This is a genomic window from Streptomyces sp. NPDC047042, assembly GCF_040644035.1.
In the GTDB taxonomy this organism is placed as follows: domain Bacteria; phylum Actinomycetota; class Actinomycetes; order Streptomycetales; family Streptomycetaceae; genus Streptomyces.
Map to the genome: position 1 here is coordinate 112217 of NZ_JBEYVP010000014.1, position 16562 is coordinate 128778.

Annotated in this window: 15 protein-coding genes; 3 read left to right on the forward strand and 12 right to left on the reverse strand. The window is 70.6% G+C overall.

The genetic code is table 11. The features are described from left to right. The first annotated feature begins 6 nt into the window (after positions 1-6). Complete coding sequence (locus ABZ855_RS18135; RefSeq protein ID WP_360807863.1) at positions 7-1161, forward strand: methyltransferase; 1155 nt, start codon at positions 7-9, stop codon at positions 1159-1161. 26 nt (positions 1162-1187) lie between these two features. Here the strand turns inward: ABZ855_RS18135 and ABZ855_RS18140 are convergent, their stop codons facing one another. The 6 genes from ABZ855_RS18140 to ABZ855_RS18165 form a co-directional block, all read right to left on the reverse strand. Then, positions 1188-1976, reverse strand: a complete 789-nt coding sequence (locus tag ABZ855_RS18140; RefSeq protein ID WP_360807865.1) for an AraC family transcriptional regulator — start codon at positions 1974-1976, stop codon at positions 1188-1190. Positions 1977-2071: 95 nt separating this feature from the next. After that, the gene (locus ABZ855_RS18145; protein ID WP_360807867.1) at positions 2072-2527 is read right to left on the reverse strand and encodes an RpiB/LacA/LacB family sugar-phosphate isomerase; all 456 of its coding nucleotides are present in this window, start codon (positions 2525-2527) and stop codon (positions 2072-2074) included. Positions 2528-2928: 401 nt separating this feature from the next. Beyond that, positions 2929-3954 (reverse strand): oligopeptide/dipeptide ABC transporter ATP-binding protein, encoded by a 1026-nt coding sequence (locus tag ABZ855_RS18150; protein ID WP_360807869.1) that lies wholly within the window; start codon positions 3952-3954, stop codon positions 2929-2931. A gap of 4 nt (positions 3955-3958) precedes the next feature. After that, positions 3959-5929: a dipeptide/oligopeptide/nickel ABC transporter permease/ATP-binding protein gene (locus ABZ855_RS18155; RefSeq protein WP_360807871.1), complete on the reverse strand. Its 1971-nt coding sequence runs from the start codon at positions 5927-5929 to the stop codon at positions 3959-3961. Beyond that, the gene (locus ABZ855_RS18160; protein ID WP_360807873.1) at positions 5926-6960 is read right to left on the reverse strand and encodes an ABC transporter permease; all 1035 of its coding nucleotides are present in this window, start codon (positions 6958-6960) and stop codon (positions 5926-5928) included. Before ABZ855_RS18160 ends, ABZ855_RS18155 begins: the two co-directional genes overlap by 4 nt. A 2-nt stretch (positions 6961-6962) precedes the next feature. After that, positions 6963-8498: an ABC transporter substrate-binding protein gene (locus tag ABZ855_RS18165; protein WP_360807875.1), complete on the reverse strand. Its 1536-nt coding sequence runs from the start codon at positions 8496-8498 to the stop codon at positions 6963-6965. A gap of 442 nt (positions 8499-8940) precedes the next feature. Here ABZ855_RS18165 and ABZ855_RS18170 point away from each other — a divergent pair, with 442 nt between their 5' ends. Next, positions 8941-9936: a LacI family DNA-binding transcriptional regulator gene (locus tag ABZ855_RS18170; protein ID WP_360807877.1), complete on the forward strand. Its 996-nt coding sequence runs from the start codon at positions 8941-8943 to the stop codon at positions 9934-9936. 201 nt (positions 9937-10137) lie between these two features. On the opposite strand, the gene ABZ855_RS18175 is transcribed toward ABZ855_RS18170, so the two are convergent. After that, positions 10138-10773: an XRE family transcriptional regulator gene (locus ABZ855_RS18175; RefSeq protein ID WP_360807879.1), complete on the reverse strand. Its 636-nt coding sequence runs from the start codon at positions 10771-10773 to the stop codon at positions 10138-10140. 106 nt (positions 10774-10879) lie between these two features. Between ABZ855_RS18175 and ABZ855_RS18180 the strand changes: the two genes are divergently transcribed. After that, positions 10880-11656, forward strand: coding sequence for an IclR family transcriptional regulator (locus tag ABZ855_RS18180; RefSeq protein ID WP_360807881.1), 777 nt, complete (start codon positions 10880-10882; stop codon positions 11654-11656). A 118-nt stretch (positions 11657-11774) separates the two neighbouring features. Here ABZ855_RS18180 and dmpG read toward each other — a convergent pair whose 3' ends face one another. The 5 genes from dmpG to ABZ855_RS18205 are packed head-to-tail and all read right to left on the reverse strand — an operon-like array spanning position 11775 to position 16492. Continuing rightward, positions 11775-12806 (reverse strand): 4-hydroxy-2-oxovalerate aldolase, encoded by a 1032-nt coding sequence (dmpG, locus tag ABZ855_RS18185; RefSeq protein ID WP_360807884.1) that lies wholly within the window; start codon positions 12804-12806, stop codon positions 11775-11777. Continuing rightward, positions 12803-13747, reverse strand: a complete 945-nt coding sequence (locus ABZ855_RS18190) for an acetaldehyde dehydrogenase (acetylating) (protein WP_360807886.1) — start codon at positions 13745-13747, stop codon at positions 12803-12805. Before ABZ855_RS18190 ends, dmpG begins: the two co-directional genes overlap by 4 nt. After that, on the reverse strand, positions 13744-14547 hold the full coding sequence (locus tag ABZ855_RS18195; protein WP_360807888.1) for a fumarylacetoacetate hydrolase family protein: 804 nt from the start codon (positions 14545-14547) through the stop codon (positions 13744-13746). The genes ABZ855_RS18190 and ABZ855_RS18195 overlap by 4 nt, the downstream gene beginning before the upstream one ends. Next, positions 14544-15500, reverse strand: a complete 957-nt coding sequence (locus ABZ855_RS18200; RefSeq protein WP_360807890.1) for a 3-carboxyethylcatechol 2,3-dioxygenase — start codon at positions 15498-15500, stop codon at positions 14544-14546. Before ABZ855_RS18200 ends, ABZ855_RS18195 begins: the two co-directional genes overlap by 4 nt. Continuing rightward, positions 15497-16492, reverse strand: coding sequence for a zinc-binding dehydrogenase (locus ABZ855_RS18205; protein ID WP_360807892.1), 996 nt, complete (start codon positions 16490-16492; stop codon positions 15497-15499). The genes ABZ855_RS18200 and ABZ855_RS18205 overlap by 4 nt, the downstream gene beginning before the upstream one ends. Between the last annotated feature and the right edge of the window lie 70 nt (positions 16493-16562).

Consider the following 16562-nt stretch of genomic DNA (forward strand, 5'->3'; position numbering starts at 1 on the left):
GCCACGATGAACGACCGTATGACGACTCCCTGGTCCGAGCTGACGCTGACCCGTTTCCCCGCCGACCCGCGTGAGCGGCTGCGGGCGTGGGACGCCTCCGACGAGTACCTGCTCGGGCATCTCGCGCAGGCCGGGACCGATCTGTCGGGCACGGTCGTGATCGTCGGTGACCGCTGGGGCGCGCTGACCACGGCGCTCGCCGCGCACCGGCCGACACAGATCACCGATTCCTTCCTGGCCCAGGAGGCGACCCGGGCGAACCTGCGGCGGGCCGGTGTGGACGAGGATTCCGTACGGCTGCTCACCACCCGGGACGCTCCGCCCGAGTCGGTCGACGTGCTGCTGCTGCGGGTGCCGAAGAGCCTGGCGCTTCTCGAGGACCAGTTGCTGCGGCTGGCGCCCGCGCTGCACGAGGGCACGGTTGTCGTGGGCACCGGCATGGTGAAGGAGATCCACACCTCGACGCTGAAGCTGTTCGAGCGGATCGTCGGCCCGACCCGGACCTCCCTCGCGGAGCGGAAGGCACGGCTCATCCACTCCACCGTCGCCGTCGGTCCGAATCCGTCCGCGAGTGCCAGTCCGTGGCCTCACCGGTACGCGCTGCCCGACGGCATCGGCCCGGCCTCCGGGCACACCGTCGTCAACCACGCGGGTGTCTTCTGCGCCGAGCGTCTCGACATCGGGACCCGTTTCTTCCTCCAGCATCTGCCCGAACCGGCGGGCGGCGCCCGGGTAGTTGACCTGGGCTGCGGAAACGGTGTGGTCGGTACGGCGGTGGCGCTGGCCGCGCCGGAGGCCGAGCTGCTGTTCGTCGACGAGTCGTTCCAGGCGGTGGCCTCGGCGGAGGAGACGTACCGGACCAACGAACTGCCCGAGGAGCGTGCCGAGTTCCGGGTCGGGGACGGGCTGGCGGGGATCCCGGACGGGAGTGTCGACCTCGTCCTCAACAATCCGCCGTTCCACACCCATCAGGCGACGACGGACGCCACGGCCTGGCGGATGTTCACCGGCGCGCGCAGAGCGCTGCGGCCCGGGGGTGAGCTGTGGGTGATCGGCAACCGGCATCTCGGCTACCACGTAAAGCTGCGAAAGCTGTTCGGCAACAGCCGGCTCGTCGCGAGCGATGCGAAGTTCGTGGTTCTCAAGGCCGTCAAGCAGTGAATTTCAAGCAGTGAATTTCGACCACTTCACAGCGCGGTGGTGGCTGACTCGCCCCGTAGGGCCCGTGGTGACGCGCCGAGTTCGCGGCGGCATGCCTTGTTGAAGGCCTGCAGGTCGGGGATGCCTACGGAGGCGGCCACGGCGGGGATGGAGAGGGTCGAGGCGCGCAGCAGGTGGTGGGCGCGGTCGAGTCTGCGGCGGCGGATGTAGCCGACCACCGTGTCATCGGTCGCGGCCTTGAAGAGCCTGGTCAGGTGGTTGTGCGAGACGCCCGCCGCGTGGGCGACGGCGGGCACGGTGAGCGGGCCGGCCAGGCGTCCCTCGATGTACGCGATGGCGGCGGTGACCGCCGGATGCGGGCCGGGGCCGGGGCGTTCGGTGTCCGGGGTGAGGTGGGCGATGCGCCACAGCGCCGTCCAGATCTCGGCTCCGGTGCGCTCGGGGGTGCGCGGTACGGCGGCGATCGCGGCGAGCAACAGGTTGGTGAGAGTGGGGAGTTCGGGTCCTGCGTCCTGGACGACGGGCACCGTGCGGGACGGGCCGACGGCGGGGATGCGCAGGTGCGCGTAAAGGTGCTCGGAGTGGCCCTGGTAGCGGAAGCGGACCGTGGTGCCGGGCGGTACGAGGCTGACGCGGCCGGGGCGGACGACGTGCGGTGTGCCGTCGACGACGAGCTCGGCCTCGTACTGGTAGAGGTGCAACTGCCACAGCTCGGGCAGCCGGAAGACGTCGGTACGGCTCGCGACACCGTGCACACCGACACCGGCGTTCGCCACATGGGGCGGCCGGCCGAGGTGCAGCTCCGTTTCGCGCATGGTGAGAAACTACCAGCGGAGGGAATCTGTCGGCGGCGGCCGGGTCGGGGCGAGGTTCTCGGCCTACGGCGGCCGCGACACGTCGTACATGTGCCTCACCCGGCGCTTCTGCCGTTGTCCAGCCGTTCGACGCGGGCCACGTTCCCCCGGTCCTCCGGGTCCTCGCTCGCCTCGGCGGCGAACCAGGCGTCGAGGATCTCCTTGAGGAGCGGTTCGGAGGTCAGTCGCAGGCTGAGCGCGAGCACGTTGGCGTCGTTCCAGCGGCGCGCGCCGTCCGCCGTGTAGGCGTCTGTGCACAGGGCGGCGCGTACGCCGGGCACCTTGTTCGCGGCGATCGACGCGCCCGTACCGGTCCAGCAGCACACCACGGCCTGGTCGGCGGTCCCGGCGGCGACCTCGCGGGCCGCAGCCTCCGAACATGCGGCCCACTGGGGATCGGCGCCGGGGCTCAGCGCCCCGTACGTCACCACATCGTGTCCGCGGTCGCGCAGTTGCCCGACGAGGGCGCGCGCCACGGGTTCGTCCATGTCCGAGGAAACGGAGATCTTCATGCGCGGCTTCGTGCTCCCCAGGTCAGAGGCCTCGAACGGTTCGGTGACATCAATTCTAGACATCGGTTGACGTTGGTTGATCGCGGTTGAGGGCGCTCCTGCAGGGTTCGGTCGCCGGTCGCCGAAGATGCACAGGTCGCAGCCCGCGGAGATCACGACGGGAGTGCCGTACCAGTCGGCGTAGAGCCGGCGGGGCCACCGTCGGGCTCGACGAAGATCACGTCGTTGTCGCCCAGGACCTGCTCCACCTCGCCGGGGGCCAGGTGCTGGGCGATTTGTTCGTGCCGTGCACCGGGTCCCGACGAGTGCCCGGGCGATGGCGACTGCCCGGGCGCTGGCGAGTACCGCTTGCTCGGGTCTGCCGTCGAATTCGCGACGCAGGCGGCGATCTGACGGCAGGTCTAGGGCCGGCCGGTTGCGACGTCGAGCGCCCGTCCGGGGTCACCCGTCGGCGCGGTGGTGAGTTCCTGCCAGCGGTGGCAGGCCACGGTCGTGCCCGCCGAGGTCTGTTCGAGGGGTGGCCGTTCGGCGTGGCACAGCGGGACGGCGTGTGGGCAGCGGGTGGCGAAGGGGCATCCGGAGGTGGAGACGGGGCCGGTGTTGTCGCCCGTGCGCACGCGGCGCAGGCGGCGTTCGGCCTGGCGCACCGGGTCCGGGACGGGCGCTGCTTCGAGCAGGGTCCTGGTGTAGGGGTGCGCCGGGGTGGCGTAGACCGTGTCGGCGGGGCCCTGCTCCATGATCTGGCCGCGGTACAGGACCATGATGCGGTGCGAGAGGTGCCGTACGACGTCCAGGTCATGGGCCACGAACAGGTAGCCGAGGGCGAACTCGTCCTGCAACTCCCGGAGCAGGTTGAGCACTTGGGCCTGGACTGAGAGGTCCAGTGCGCTGACCGGTTCGTCGCAGATCACCAGCCTCGGGTGAGCGACGAGGGCACGGGCGATGGCGATGCGTTGCCGCTGGCCGCCGGAGAAGCTCGACGGGTGACGGTCCGCGGCGCTCGCGGGCAGGCCGACGCGCTCGAGCATGGCGACGACCCGGTGACGGACCTCGTCCGGGGCCAGTTTCTCCGCCCGCAGCGACTCGCCGAGCGTCTGGGCGATGGTCCGGGTCGGGTTCAGGGAGCTGTACGGGTCCTGGAAGATGACCTGCAGGTCGCGGCTGAGGGCGCGGCGGCGTTTGTGGTCGGCTCGGGTGATGTCCTCGCCCGCGAACTCGATCCGGCCGTCGGTCGGCGGCACCAGGCCGAGCACGGCCCGGCCGATGGTGGTCTTGCCGGAGCCCGATTCGCCCACGACGCCCAGCGTCTCCCGTTCGGCCACCGAGAAGCTCACCCGGTCGACCGCCCGCATGGGGGGCGAGCCGTGGCCGCGGCGGAAGTGCACCGACAGATCGCGGACTTCGAGGAGGTTCGTCTCGTCGTTCACGACGTCACACACCTTCCATCTGGTGGGCGTGGAGGCAGCGGGCCTCGTGGGAGGTGCCGATCTGCAGGAGGGGGATCTCGCCGCTGCCGCATTGCTCGGTGGCGTGCGCGCATCTGGGCCGGAAGTGGCAGCCCTGCGGCCACGAGCCCGGCATGGGGACCGCGCCCGGGATGGTGGGCAGTACCGCCGAGCCGTGCTGGTTGTGCGGGTTCGAGGCGAGGAGTGCGCGGGTGTAGGGGTGGTGCGGGTTGCCGAACAGGTCTTTTACATCGGCGCGTTCGGCGATCTGGCCGGCGTACATCACCACGACCCGGTCGCACATGTCGGCGACCACACCCAGGTCATGAGTGACGAGCATGATCGCCATGCCCCGGTCGCGCTGAAGCGTGCGCAGGAGATCGAGGATCTCCACCTGGATGGTGACGTCGAGGGCGGTGGTCGGCTCGTCGGCGATCAGGAGCTTCGGTTCGCCTGCGAGGGCACGGGCGACAACGACGCGCTGGGCCATGCCGCCGGACAGCTCGTGCGGGTAGCTGCGGGCCACGACATGGGGCTCGGGGAGCTGCACCTGTTCCAGCAGTTCGACGGCGCGCTTCCTGGCCTGCGCGCGGCTCATTCCGGTGTTGGTCCGGACGGCTTCGGCGAGTTGCCAGCCGATCCGGAAGGCGGGATCGAGCGCGACCATCGGTTCCTGGGAGACGTAACCGATCTCCGTGCCGCGGACGGCCTGGAGTTCGGACTCCGACAGGGCCGCGAGGTCGTGGCCGTCGAAGAGGACGTGTCCGGAGTCGATCCGTCCGCCGCCGCCGAGGAGCGCGATGACGGCGAGGGCTGTCGTGGTCTTCCCGCAACCCGACTCCCCGACGACTCCGACCGTCTCGCCACGGGCGATGTCGAAGGTCACTCCGTCGACCGCGCGGATGGGGCCGGTGGGCGAGGCATAGGACACCGTGAGGTCGCGGACCGAGAGCAGGCTGTCGCTCGTGCCCGCAGGTACGACAGCGGCAGGGGCAGTGGCCGTGGCAGCTCGCGTGGGGGTGTTGCGGGGCTTGCCGCCCGTCGGCAGGGCGGACTTCGGGGACCAGCCCTCGGTGCTCGCGTCCCTGACCGCGTCGCCCAGCAGTCCGAAGGCCAGCACGGTCAGGGCGATCGCCAGGCCGGGCGGCCAGATCAGCCAGGGCTGCTGGAAGAGGGCGGAGACTCCGTCCGCGACCATGCCTCCCCAACTGGGCTCCGGAGGCGCGGCGATGAGGCCCAGGAAGGCCAGCCCGGTCTGCACCAGCAAGGCGGTCGCCGCCAGCAGGGACGCCTGCACGATGATGGGACCCATGACCCGTGGCAGCACATGCCGGGTGACGATGTAGGTCCGCGACATGCCGGACACCCGGGCGGCGGCGACGTACAGCTGTTCGCGCACCGGCAGGGTCGCGGCCCGTACGACGCGCACGAGACCCGGTGCCGCCAGGACACCGAGCGTCGCCATCGCGGCCGCCACGCTCTGCGGGAAGACCGACAGCACGACGATGACCAGGATGACGGCCGGCAGCGACAGCACGAGATCGGCCAGCCAGATGATCGTCCGGTCGGTCTTCCCGCCGACGTATCCGGCCACCAGCCCGATGGGGATGCCCAACGCCAGGACGACCGCCATCGCCTCGACGACGCCGACCAACGTGACCCGGGTACCCACCAGTAGACGCTCGAGAACGTCACGCCCCAGGCTGTCGACCCCCAGGGGGTGTGCGCCGCTCGGGCCCTGCAGGACGGTTCCGAGATCGCCGGCCCGTTCGGTGCCGACGTGCGGCAACAGCATCGGGGCGCCGACGGCGATGACGACGAGGACCGCCAGGTACGCCAGGCACACGACGGCCAACGGCCGTCGCAGCAGACGGCGCACGAAGCCGGGGTTCGCCGAGGGTGCTGCCGTCGGTTCGGCATCGGCCACCGTCTCGGTGACGGTCTTGGTCACAGTCATGCTGCGCTCACTCTCGGGTTGAGCAGCCCGTAGGCGACATCGACCGACATATTGACGACGATGACCACCACGGTGAAGACCACCGCGACCGCCTGGACCGTCGGGATGTCATGGGCCAGGGCCGAACCGACCACGAGCGAACCAAGTCCCGGCACGGAGAAGAGGTTCTCGATGAGAACGGCTCCGCCCAGCAGGCCGACGGTCTGGATGCCCAGGACGGTGACGACCGGGATGGCGGCGTTCTTGAGGGCATGCCGGTAGATCAGTGAGGATCGGGAGACCCCGTTGGCGGCGGCCATCCTGATGTACTCGCTGCCCAGCACGTCGAGCATGGATTCGCGGGTCTGCTTCAGTACGGCGGCCACCGAGCCGAGGGACAGCGCGGTCACCGGCAGCACCAGCGAACGGGCCCAGTCCTCGGGCGATTCCGTGAACGGCACGTACCCGAGCGCGGGGAACCACTCGAGTTTGATGGCGAAGACGACGACGAGCACGGAGCCGACCCAGAAGACGGGCAGCGCCCAGCTGAGGAGGGCGAGCGCGTCGACCGCCCTGCCGACCACTCCCCCGCGGACGGCACTGAACACGCCGAGGCTGACGCCGGCCACGACGCTCACCAGCAGAGAGCCGCCGATGAGCGACATGGTGACCGGCACTCGGCTGGTGATCGATTCCAGGACCGGGGAGCCGTTGGTGATCGAACTGCCGAAGTCCCCCGAGACCGCGTGGGTCAGCCAGTTCCAGTACTGCTCGTACACCGGGAGATCGAGCCCGAGTTGCCGGCGCAGCGCTTCGTACTGTTCCCGTGTGCCGTTCGTCCCCAGGATCTGGCGGGCGGCGTCTCCCGGGGTGAGTGACAGCAGCAGGAAGTTGAAGCTCGATACGACCAGCAGCAAGGGGATCGCCGTCACCAGACGGCGGGCCAGCAGCGGGGTCAGCCTGCCGCCTCCGGTACCGCGTCTGCGGATGGTTCGCCCGCGGGGGGAGCGCGCGAGCGGCGCTCCCACCGCGTCGACCGAGGTGTCGGCCATCGTCAGCCCTTCCAGCCGAGGTCGGCACCGAAGACCACCCAGGAGCCCGTCTTGACCCCTGTGATGTGCTCGTTCATGCCCCACGGGATGTGGTACTCGTAGATCGGTACGTTGAGGGCCTGCTCGGTGACCGTGCTGTTGAGCTCTCTGAACGTCTTCGCCGCCTGGTCACCCTGCTCTGTCTGGCCTTGGCGGTAGAGCGCGTCGATCTCGGCGTTCGAGGCACCGAAGGGGTTCAGCGAGGCCTTGGGGCCGTACAGGGTCGAGTACGCGAGGGCCGTCGGGGAGGTGTCCGGTGTCCACTCGAACGCGGCGAACTTCTTCGAGAGGGCCTGCTGGACGAAGTCGGTGGTCGCCGGGGTGACCTTGACGTGGACGCCGATCTTCTCCCAGTACTTCGCGACCGCCTGCATCGTCGGGTCGCCCCAGTTGCCGACGAGGGGCCCCGGGTCGACGACAGTCATACTGAACCCGTTCGGGTAGCCGGCCTTGGCGAGCAGCGCCTTCGCCGTCGCCGGGTCGTAGGGGTAGCGGTTGTCCAGGGCCGGGTCGGTGTGGTCGGTCTGGTACTGCGAAGTGGGCCGGCCGTACTTGCCGACCAGCGCCTTGGTGATCGACTCACGGTCGACGGCGTAGTTCAGCGCCTGTCGGACCCGGACGTCGCCGAGCGGCTTGGTGGCTGTCCCGTTGCGGTCGGCGAGCGTCACCGCGACGGTGCCGCTGCGCCAGTGCATCACCTTCACACCCGCCTTCTCCGCCGCGGGCGCGGTGGACGGGTCGAGGGTGCCGAAGTCGATCTGCTTGGCCTGGAACGCGCGCAGCATCGCGGAGGCGTTGGAGATGATCCGGACGGTCACCTTCTTGAAGCGGACGGCCGACGGGTCGTAGTAGTACTTGCTGGGTACGAGGGTGTAGTGGTCGCCGACCACCGACTGGGCGGCGTCCAGGACGTAGGGGCCGACGCCGTACGTGCCCTTCGCCAGGCTCGCGGGGTCGGCGACGGACTTGGGGCTCGAGAGGGCGCCCCGGTTTCCGTACTGGGACAGCAGCAGGGGCACGATCGGGGACGGCGAGGCGAGATTGAGCCGGACCGTGTACTCGCCCTCGGTCTCGACGGAGCCGATCGCGAGCGAGGTGACGTATGGTCCCGGCTGCTTCGCGAAGTACTCCAGCCAGGTCTTGACCGCCGCCGCGTTCAGCGGGCTTCCGTCGGTGAAGCGGATCCCCTTCTTGAGGGTGAACTCGAAGACCTTGTTCCCGGTGCCGACGTACTTGTAGTCGCTCACCAGGGCCGGGCTGGCGGTGTAGTCGGCGTTCATGTGGAACAGGGACTGGTTGGTCAGCGAACGCAGCACGTTGGGCGCGCCGCCGCCGTCCTTGGCCGGGTCGAGGGTGAACGGCCCGAACGAGAGACCGATGCGCAGCTCGTTCGCGCCGGTGCGCGCGGCTCCGCCCCCGCCGCTACCGGCGCCGCATGCTGTCGTGCCGAGCGCCAGCGCCGCTACAGCGGCCAGCGCGATCAGTGATGTGCGGTTCATGCGTGTTCTCCTGAGGAAAGTCTCGGCTGGGCCGCGAGTCGCGTGTGAGCACGCGTCGCCCCTTCTGCGAGGGCTGCGGGTGTCGTCGGCCGGTCCACTGGACGTGGTGTCCGCCGGACCTGGCGGTCGGGGCGCGGGCGGGGGTGACCGCGTCCGGCGCGTCAGGGCCCTGTCCGGCGCGTCAGGGCCCTGTCCGTCGCGTGAGCGGCAGGGCTCGGGTGGGTCAAAAAAAGCGGTGTGAGGCGGAAGCGCCGTGGTCACCGGGCCGGATCAGCGGCGGGTGATCGGTTGAAGTGGCGGCTCGGGCAAATCCGGTGCGGGGCGTCCATCCCCTTGCAGGCCATTGCGGCGACCAATGCTGCGGTCTAATACGTATTAGACTCGCGAATGGCCGTACCGTAGCCTGCGTCTGAAAGCGTGGCAAGGGGTTCGGGGAGGGACATTGCCGAGGGTCACCAGCAAGGACGTGGCACGAGAGGCCGGCGTCTCCCAGACCACCGTGAGCTTCGTGCTGAACGGCAAGGACGAGCACGGCCTCTCCGCCGAGACCCGCCGCCGCGTACTGGAGACGGCGAACCGGCTCGGCTACGTACCGTCGGGCGCCGGCCGTGCGTTGCGCAAGGGCCGCAGCAACGTCGTGCTCTGCGTGGTGCCGGACTTCCCCGTCGCGGAGGCCATGGAGCAGTTCAAACTGGCCCTCGGCCGGTCGCTGGGCGAGGCCGGGTACACCTGTGTGTTCCTGCACCACGACGGGACGGCCACGCCGCTGGCCGAGCTGTGGCAGCACGTCCAGCCGGCGGTGGTGGTCGCGTTCGGCAGCCTGTCGGCCGCCGACGCGCAGTCGCTGCAACGGGCGGAAATCCCCCTGCTCGACGGCGTGTTCACCCCGGACGGCAGCGGACTGACCGGGCTGAACCAGGAGAACATCGGACGGCTGCAGATCGAGCACCTCGCGGCACTCGGACACACGCACATCGGCTACGCCGCGCTGGACGACCCCAGGGAACGCCCCTTCTGCCTGCCCCGCCTGGAAGGAGCCACCCAGGCCTGCCGTGATCTGGGCCTGCCCGCGCCGCACGTGGTCACCATGCGCTACTCGCGGGCCAGCGCCCGGGACGCCGTCGCGGAGTGGACGCAGGGCTCCACCCCGGTCACCGCGGTCGCCGCCTTCAACGATCTGATCGCCCTCGCCGTCCTGGCGAGCTGCCGCACCCAGCACATCGACATCCCCAACGACCTGGCGCTCATCGGCGTCGACGACCTCCCCGTCAGCTCACTCGCCGTACCAGCCCTCACCACCATCGGGATGGACCTCACCACCGCGGCCGGCAACCTCACCGCCGGCATCCTCACGGCGGTCGGGGCTCCGGCTCCGGCGGCGCCGAGGGGGCACGCCGCTGGTGACATCCTCGCCCTCATCCAGCGCGAGACCACTTGACGCCCTCGCCTGCGTGACGACCGCGGACGATTTCGGTCCGCGCCTCCCCCACCCCTCGGCTTCGCCCGAGCCGGGGGACCCCCATGCCGGCGCCACCGCGGATTCCTGCTTCACAGGCCCTTGCCCGCCGCTTCCTTGCGGGAGCGGGAGCGGCGGTCGCGGTCACGGTTGCGGTCGCGTGACCGCCTCTTCGTCGCGGCGTCAGCCGTTCTCGCGGGGCGCTGTCGCGACGCCCTTGGTGACGGTGGGGCCGAACTGGCGGATCTGGGGGACGGTGGTCACCATGTGGACGACGACCCGCTCGCTGAGGCAGACATGGCGGTGCGGGACGTCTCCGGGGAAGCGGACGAAGTCCCCGGCCGCCAGGTCCACCGGTTCGTTGAGGGGGCCGGTGCGCAGCTTCCCGGTGATCACATAGACGTGGTGCAGGGTGCCCGCGGCGTGCGGTGCGACGGTCTCGGGAGTCGTGCCGCCGCGCTCCAGGCGCAGGACGAGGGCCCGGACGTAACCCGAGCCGTAGGTCTCGTCCAGGAGACGCTCGCTCCAGCCCGCCTCGGTGGACCACTCGCTCTCGTCGTGACGCTGCACGTAGACCGGTGTGCCCCACTCGGTCAGCAGGCGGCGCGCGGGCACGTCCAGTGCCGCGCCGAGCAGGGCCAGGGTTTCCACCGTCGGGTTTCCCGAGCTCTGTTCGATCTTGGACAGTGTCTGCTTCGACAGGCCGGACCGGCGGGCGAGCTCGCCGAGGGACATGGCCCTCTCCAGCCGGTAGCGCCGCACGTTTCGCGCCACGAGTTCGTTCTCCCGGAGCAGCGAGGTGTCACTTTTAATGTGCATCTCGTCATTATTGACGAACGCTCAGCAGGTTCGCATCATTGTCACGTAAAGATTGCCGGACGGTTCACTAAAAGTGACGCCGCCCTCTGGGACGAGGTGAACCACTGTGTCGACGACGCTTGCCGGCCCGGCCCGCGACGATCGGGCCGCCATCGACAAGGCCGTCAGCCTTCTCCTTGCTCTCGGCGACCGGTCAGCCGCCGGGGCCGGCGTCAGCGAACTCGCCCGGCGGGCGGAGATGAGCAAGACGACGGCGTACCGGGTGCTGGGGATGCTGGAGCGCAACGGCGTCGTGGAGCGCCACGGCACGGGATACCGGCTCGGCGAACGTCTGCACCGCCTGGGACAGGCCGTGCACGGGCCGGAGGCCGAGCGCGTCCGTGACGCGATGCTGCCCTTTCTGACCGACCTGTACGAGCTGACCCGGGAGACGGTGCACCTCGCGGTGCTCCACGACACCCATGTGGCCTATCTCGCCAAGCTCTACGGCCATCGGTCCGTGCCGGTTCCGTCCCGGATCGGCGGGCTGCTCCCGGCCCATGCGACGGCCGTCGGCAAGGTACTGCTCGCCTACGACTTCCACGCGGCGGAACAGGCCATGAGCAAGCCGCTGCGGCGGTTCACCGACCGCACGATCACCGACCCCGACGAGCTGTCCGCGGAACTGGACGGCATTCGCCGTACAGGGGTGGCTCTGGACGACGAGGAATACCAGCCGGGCCTGGCCTGTGTCGCCGCTCCCGTGCTCAGCCGCGGCGGGCGGGCGGTGGCCGCCCTGTCCGTCGCCGGCCGGCAGGGCCGGATCGACACGCGGCGGCTGAGCGCCCAGGTCCGTCAGGTCGCCGCCGCCGCGTCGCAGGGCTGGGCGCGTCACGGCTGCTGACGCACGCCGCGGGTCGCAGGTGAAGGTCGGTGGGGGCTGGTCGCGCAGTTCCCCGCGCCCCTTTCGGGGCGCTGACGCGCCACCGATCCGCACCCGCGTCGCCTGCGGCCCGCTCGGCTCAGGATGCGGCGGGCGCCTGCTCCAGCAGGTCCAGCGCGATGTCGGTGATCATGTCCTCCTGCCCGCCGACCAGTCGCCGCCGGCCCACCTCCAGCAGGATGCCACGGACGTCCACGCCGTACTGCCGGGAGGCCGCCTCGGCGTGCCGCAGGAAGCTGGAGTAGACGCCGGCGTAGCCGAGGGTGAGGGTCTCGCGGTCGACCTGGACCGGGCGGTCCTGCAGCGGTCGTACGAGATCATCTGCGGCGTCCTGGAGGGCGAACAGGTCGCAGCCGTGCTTCCAGCCCTGGAGGGTGGCCACCGCGACGAACGGCTCGATCGGGCAGTTGCCCGCGCCCGCTCCGTGCCCGGCGAGGGAGGCATCCACTCTGGTGACCCCCTCCTCGACGGCGACGACCGAGTTGGCCACGGCCAGGGAGAGGTTCTGGTGGGCGTGGATGCCGATCTGGGTCTCCGGGTCCAGTACGTCCCGGTAGGCGCGGACGCGTTCGCGGACGTCGTTCATGGTGAGCCGGCCGCCGGAATCGGTGACGTACACGCAGTGGGCGCCGTAGGACTCCATCAGCTTTGCCTGTTCGGCCAGTTGGGCTGCCGGGGCCATGTGGCTGAGCATGAGGAACCCGGAGACGTCCATGCCGAGTTCGCGGGCCGTGGAGATGTGCTGGGCGGAGACGTCGGCCTCCGTGCAGTGGGTGGCGATGCGGATGGACCGTACGCCGAGGGAGTGGGCGTGCTTCAGCTCGGCGATGGTGCCGATGCCGGGCAGCAACAGGGTGGTGAGGGTGGCGCGTTCGAGGACAGAGGCGGCGGCCTCGATCCACTCCCAGTCGGTGTTGCTGCCGGGGCCGTAGTTCACCGAGCCGCCCGCCAGGCCGTCGCCGTGGGCCACCTCGATGGCGTCGACGCCGGCCGCGTCCAGCGCGGTGACGATCCTGGCCACGTCGGCGGGCGTGATGCGGTGCCGTACGGCATGCATGCCGTCCCGCAGGGTGACGTCCTGGACGTACAGGCTGGTGGTGCTGGTGGTCATGCCGTTGCCCCCTGCTGTGCGTGCTGGGCGATGCGCTCGGCGGTGCGCAGGGCGGCCGAGGTCATGATGTCGAGGTTGCCGGCGTAGGCGGGCAGGTAGTGGGCCGCGCCCTCCACTTCCAGGAAGACGGAGACCTTGGTGGTCGGCCTCGGTGTGCCGGGCGGCAGCAGGGTGTGCACGGGTTCGTCCGCCGGTACGGGCGTGAACTGGACGTCCTGCTTGAGCCGGTAGCCCGGGACGTACTTGGCGACCTCCGCCGCCATGTCCGTGACCGAGGCGCGGATCGCGTCGTGGTCGGCGTCGCCGATGAGGCAGAAGACGGTGTCGCGCATGATGAGCGGCGGCTCCGCCGGATTGAGGACGATGATCGCCTTGCCGCGCGCTGCCCCGCCGACGGCCTCGATGGCGGCCGAGGTGGTCTCGGTGAACTCGTCGATATTGGCTCGGGTGCCGGGACCCGCGGACTTCGAGGCGATGGAGGCGACAATCTCCGCGTACGGGACGGGGGTTACCCGGGCGACGGCGTGGACGATCGGGATGGTGGCCTGGCCGCCGCAGGTGACCATGTTGATGTTGTCGGCGTCCAAGTGGGCGTCGAGGTTGACCGGGGGGACGACGAACGGTCCGATCGCGGCCGGGGTGAGGTCGATGAGGCGCTTGCCGTACGGCCTCAGCCGGTCGGCGTTGGCCAGGTGGGCCTTCGCGGAGGTGGCGTCGAAGACGATGTCGATGTCCTCGAAGCCCTCCACGGCGATGAGCCCGTCGACGCCCTCGTGGGTGGTGGGGACTTTGAGGCGCCGGGCGCGGGCGAGGCCGTCGGAGTCCGGGTCGATGCCGACCAGCGCCGCCATCTCCAGAGTCTCGGAGAGCCGCAGGACCTTGATCATGAGGTCGGTTCCGATGTTGCCGGAGCCGATCACGGCCACCTTCGTCCTCGTCACGACGGCTCCTTGTCGGTGAAGGTGGCGCTTACCGTGCCGAGGCCGGAGATCTCCGCGCGGACGGTGACGCCCGCGGCGACGCCGACCATGGGGCCCAGTGCCCCGGAGAGGACGACCTGGCCGGCGCGGAGGGGGTCGCCGTACTCGCGCGCGGTGCGGGCCAGCCACAGCAAGGCGTTGAGGGGGTCGCCGAGACAGGCGGCGCCGTTGCCCTCGGAGACGAGGACGTCGTCGGCGTACATCCGCATGGTCGCCTCGCGCGGCTCGAACTCCTTGAGCGGGACGCGGGATTCACCGAGGACGTACACGCCGCTGGAGGCGTTGTCCGCGACGGTGTCGGTGAGGGTGATGTCCCAGTCGGCGATACGGCTGTCGACGATCTCCAGGGCGGGCGAGGCGTACGCGACGGCCGCGCGGACGGCTGCCAGGTCGAGGTCGTCGCCGTCGAGGTCGCCGGCGAGGACGAAGGCGATCTCCGCCTCGGCCTTCGGCTGCAGCAGCCGTGTCGCCGGTACCCCGGTGAGGGCGGAGACGTCCATGTCGGCGAAGAGGACGCCGAAATCCGGCTGGTCGACGCCGAGTTGCTTCTGCACGGCGGGTGAGGTGAGGCCGATCTTGCGGCCGGTGACGACGGCTCCGGCGGCGAGCCGGTGTTCGGTGAGCCTGCGCTGTACCGCGTAGGCGGCGGCGACGTCCGTGCTGCCCAGGAGGTCACGGACCGGTGCGCACGGCTGCCTCTTGTCGGCGGCGGCCAGGAGGCGGTCCGCCGCCTGGGTGACGGCTTGCTCGAGGTCGGTCATCGGTTCTGCTCCTGCTCTTGCTGCTCTGCGGTGGCGACGGCGAATCCGGCGATCCACTCGGGGATCGGCGTGTAGAAACGGGAGGTCATGCGGTACGGGCCGGTGGCGGCCAGCGAGGCGAAGGCCGCGATCCAGGTGCGCACCTCGTGCGCGGAGCCGCCGCCCTCCGCTCCCATCCACTCCACGCTCCAGGCGTCGACCTCGGTGAGACGGCCGCTTGCCAGGGTGTCGAGGACGAGGTTGTCCCAGGCCGGGTTGATCGGGATCATCGCCGTCGATCCGGCCGCGTAGTCGCGGCCCGCCTGGACGACCCGCTGCTCGCCCCTGGCCCGCTGCTCCGGCGTCGGCGGGTGTCCTTCGATGAGCGCGTCGGCCACCCGGGGCGGTGCGCCGTCGAGGACCGGTACGGGCGGGTCGTGCGAGAGGCCGCCGGAGCCGAGGAAGAGCACGCGCCGGTCGAGTCCGGCGGCGGCCTCGCCGAGGGCGGTGCCCAGGGCGCGGATACGGCTGACCGGGCCCAGCGGGGTGGCGACGCCGTTGACGAAGACCGGTACGACGGGGATCTTGTCGATGCCGCCGAAGAGGACCTCCAGCGGCTGGACGAAGCCGTGGTCGACGGTCATACGGGCCGAGACGGTCAGGTCGATACCGCGGTCGAGGACCCCGCGGGCAAGTGCGCGGGCGGCGTCGGTGTCGACCGAGACGGGTCCGGCGGTGGAGCCGAAGTCGCCGACCGCCTTCGCGTCCGTGGCCAGGCAGAAGGGAGGCATCTCCTTGTAGAAGAAGCCGTTGTAGTGGTCCGGGGCGTACAGCACGACCAGGTCCGGGTCGAAGGCGCGGACGAAGGCACGTGCGGTCTCGACGGCCTCGTTCACGGCGGCGAGCACCTCGGGCGCCGGGTCGTTCTTGCCGATGAGGGGAGAGTGGGACAGGCCCACTGCGGCGGCGGTCATCGCCGTCCTCCTTCTTCCGGGGCGGGCGGGTGGATGACGAGCTTTCCGGTGAGCCGCCCGTCCATCATGAGCTGGAAGCCCTTGTGGATCTCCTCCAGCGGGAGGGTTCGGTCGATCACCGGACGCAGGCCGGTGGCGTCCATAAGCTTCAGCAGCGACACCAGCTCGCCGCGGGTGCAGCCGGTCGAGCCGAGGACGCGCTGTTGCAGGTAGAAGATCCGGGCGAGGTCGGCGGGCGGGTTGGTGCCGCTGGTCGCTCCGGCGATCACGATCGTGCCGCCGGGCTGCAGGGCCTTCATCGAGTGCGACCAGGTGGCCTCGCCGACCGTCTCGACGACCACGTCCACCCGTTCGGGCAGCCGTTCGCCGGTCGGCACCGCCCGCCGCGCCCCCCAGCCCTCGGCCTCCGCCCGCTTCTCCGCACTGCGGCTGGTGGCGTAGACGACGGCACCCGCGGCGACCGCCAGTTTGATCGCGGCGGAGGCGACGCCGCCGCCCGCGCCCTGGACGAGCACCCGGTCACCGGCGGTGATCCGTGCCTGGGTGAACAGCATGCGATAGGCGGTGCCCCAGGCGACGGGCAGACAGGCGGCCTCGTCGAAGGAGAGCCAGGACGGCTTGGGGATCAGATTGCGGGTGGGGACGGTCAGGTACTCGGCGAAGGAGCCGTTGTGCTGCTCGGACAGGAGAGCGCGGCCGGGGTCGAGTGTCTCGTCGCCCAGGCCGGCGTCGGTGTCGGCGATGACGGGGTGGACGAGGACCTCGTCGCCGTTCTCGTCGTAGCCGGCGGCGTCGCAGCCGAGGACGACGGGCAGCCGCTCGGGCGGGTGGCCGACGCCGCGCAAGGTCCACAGGTCGTGCATGTTGAGCGACGACGCGACGACGCGGACGATCGACCAGCCGGGCCGGGGCTCGGGCTCGGGTACGTCCCCCACGACCAGCCCGGACAGTGGGTCGGCCGCGCTCTGGGATACGGCGGTGGCAGCAAGCATGCGGCCACGCTCTCCCGCCGTCACGGTCTGCCGACAGCGAGCGTTCCGCCGTGCGGAACGACTCGTGGAA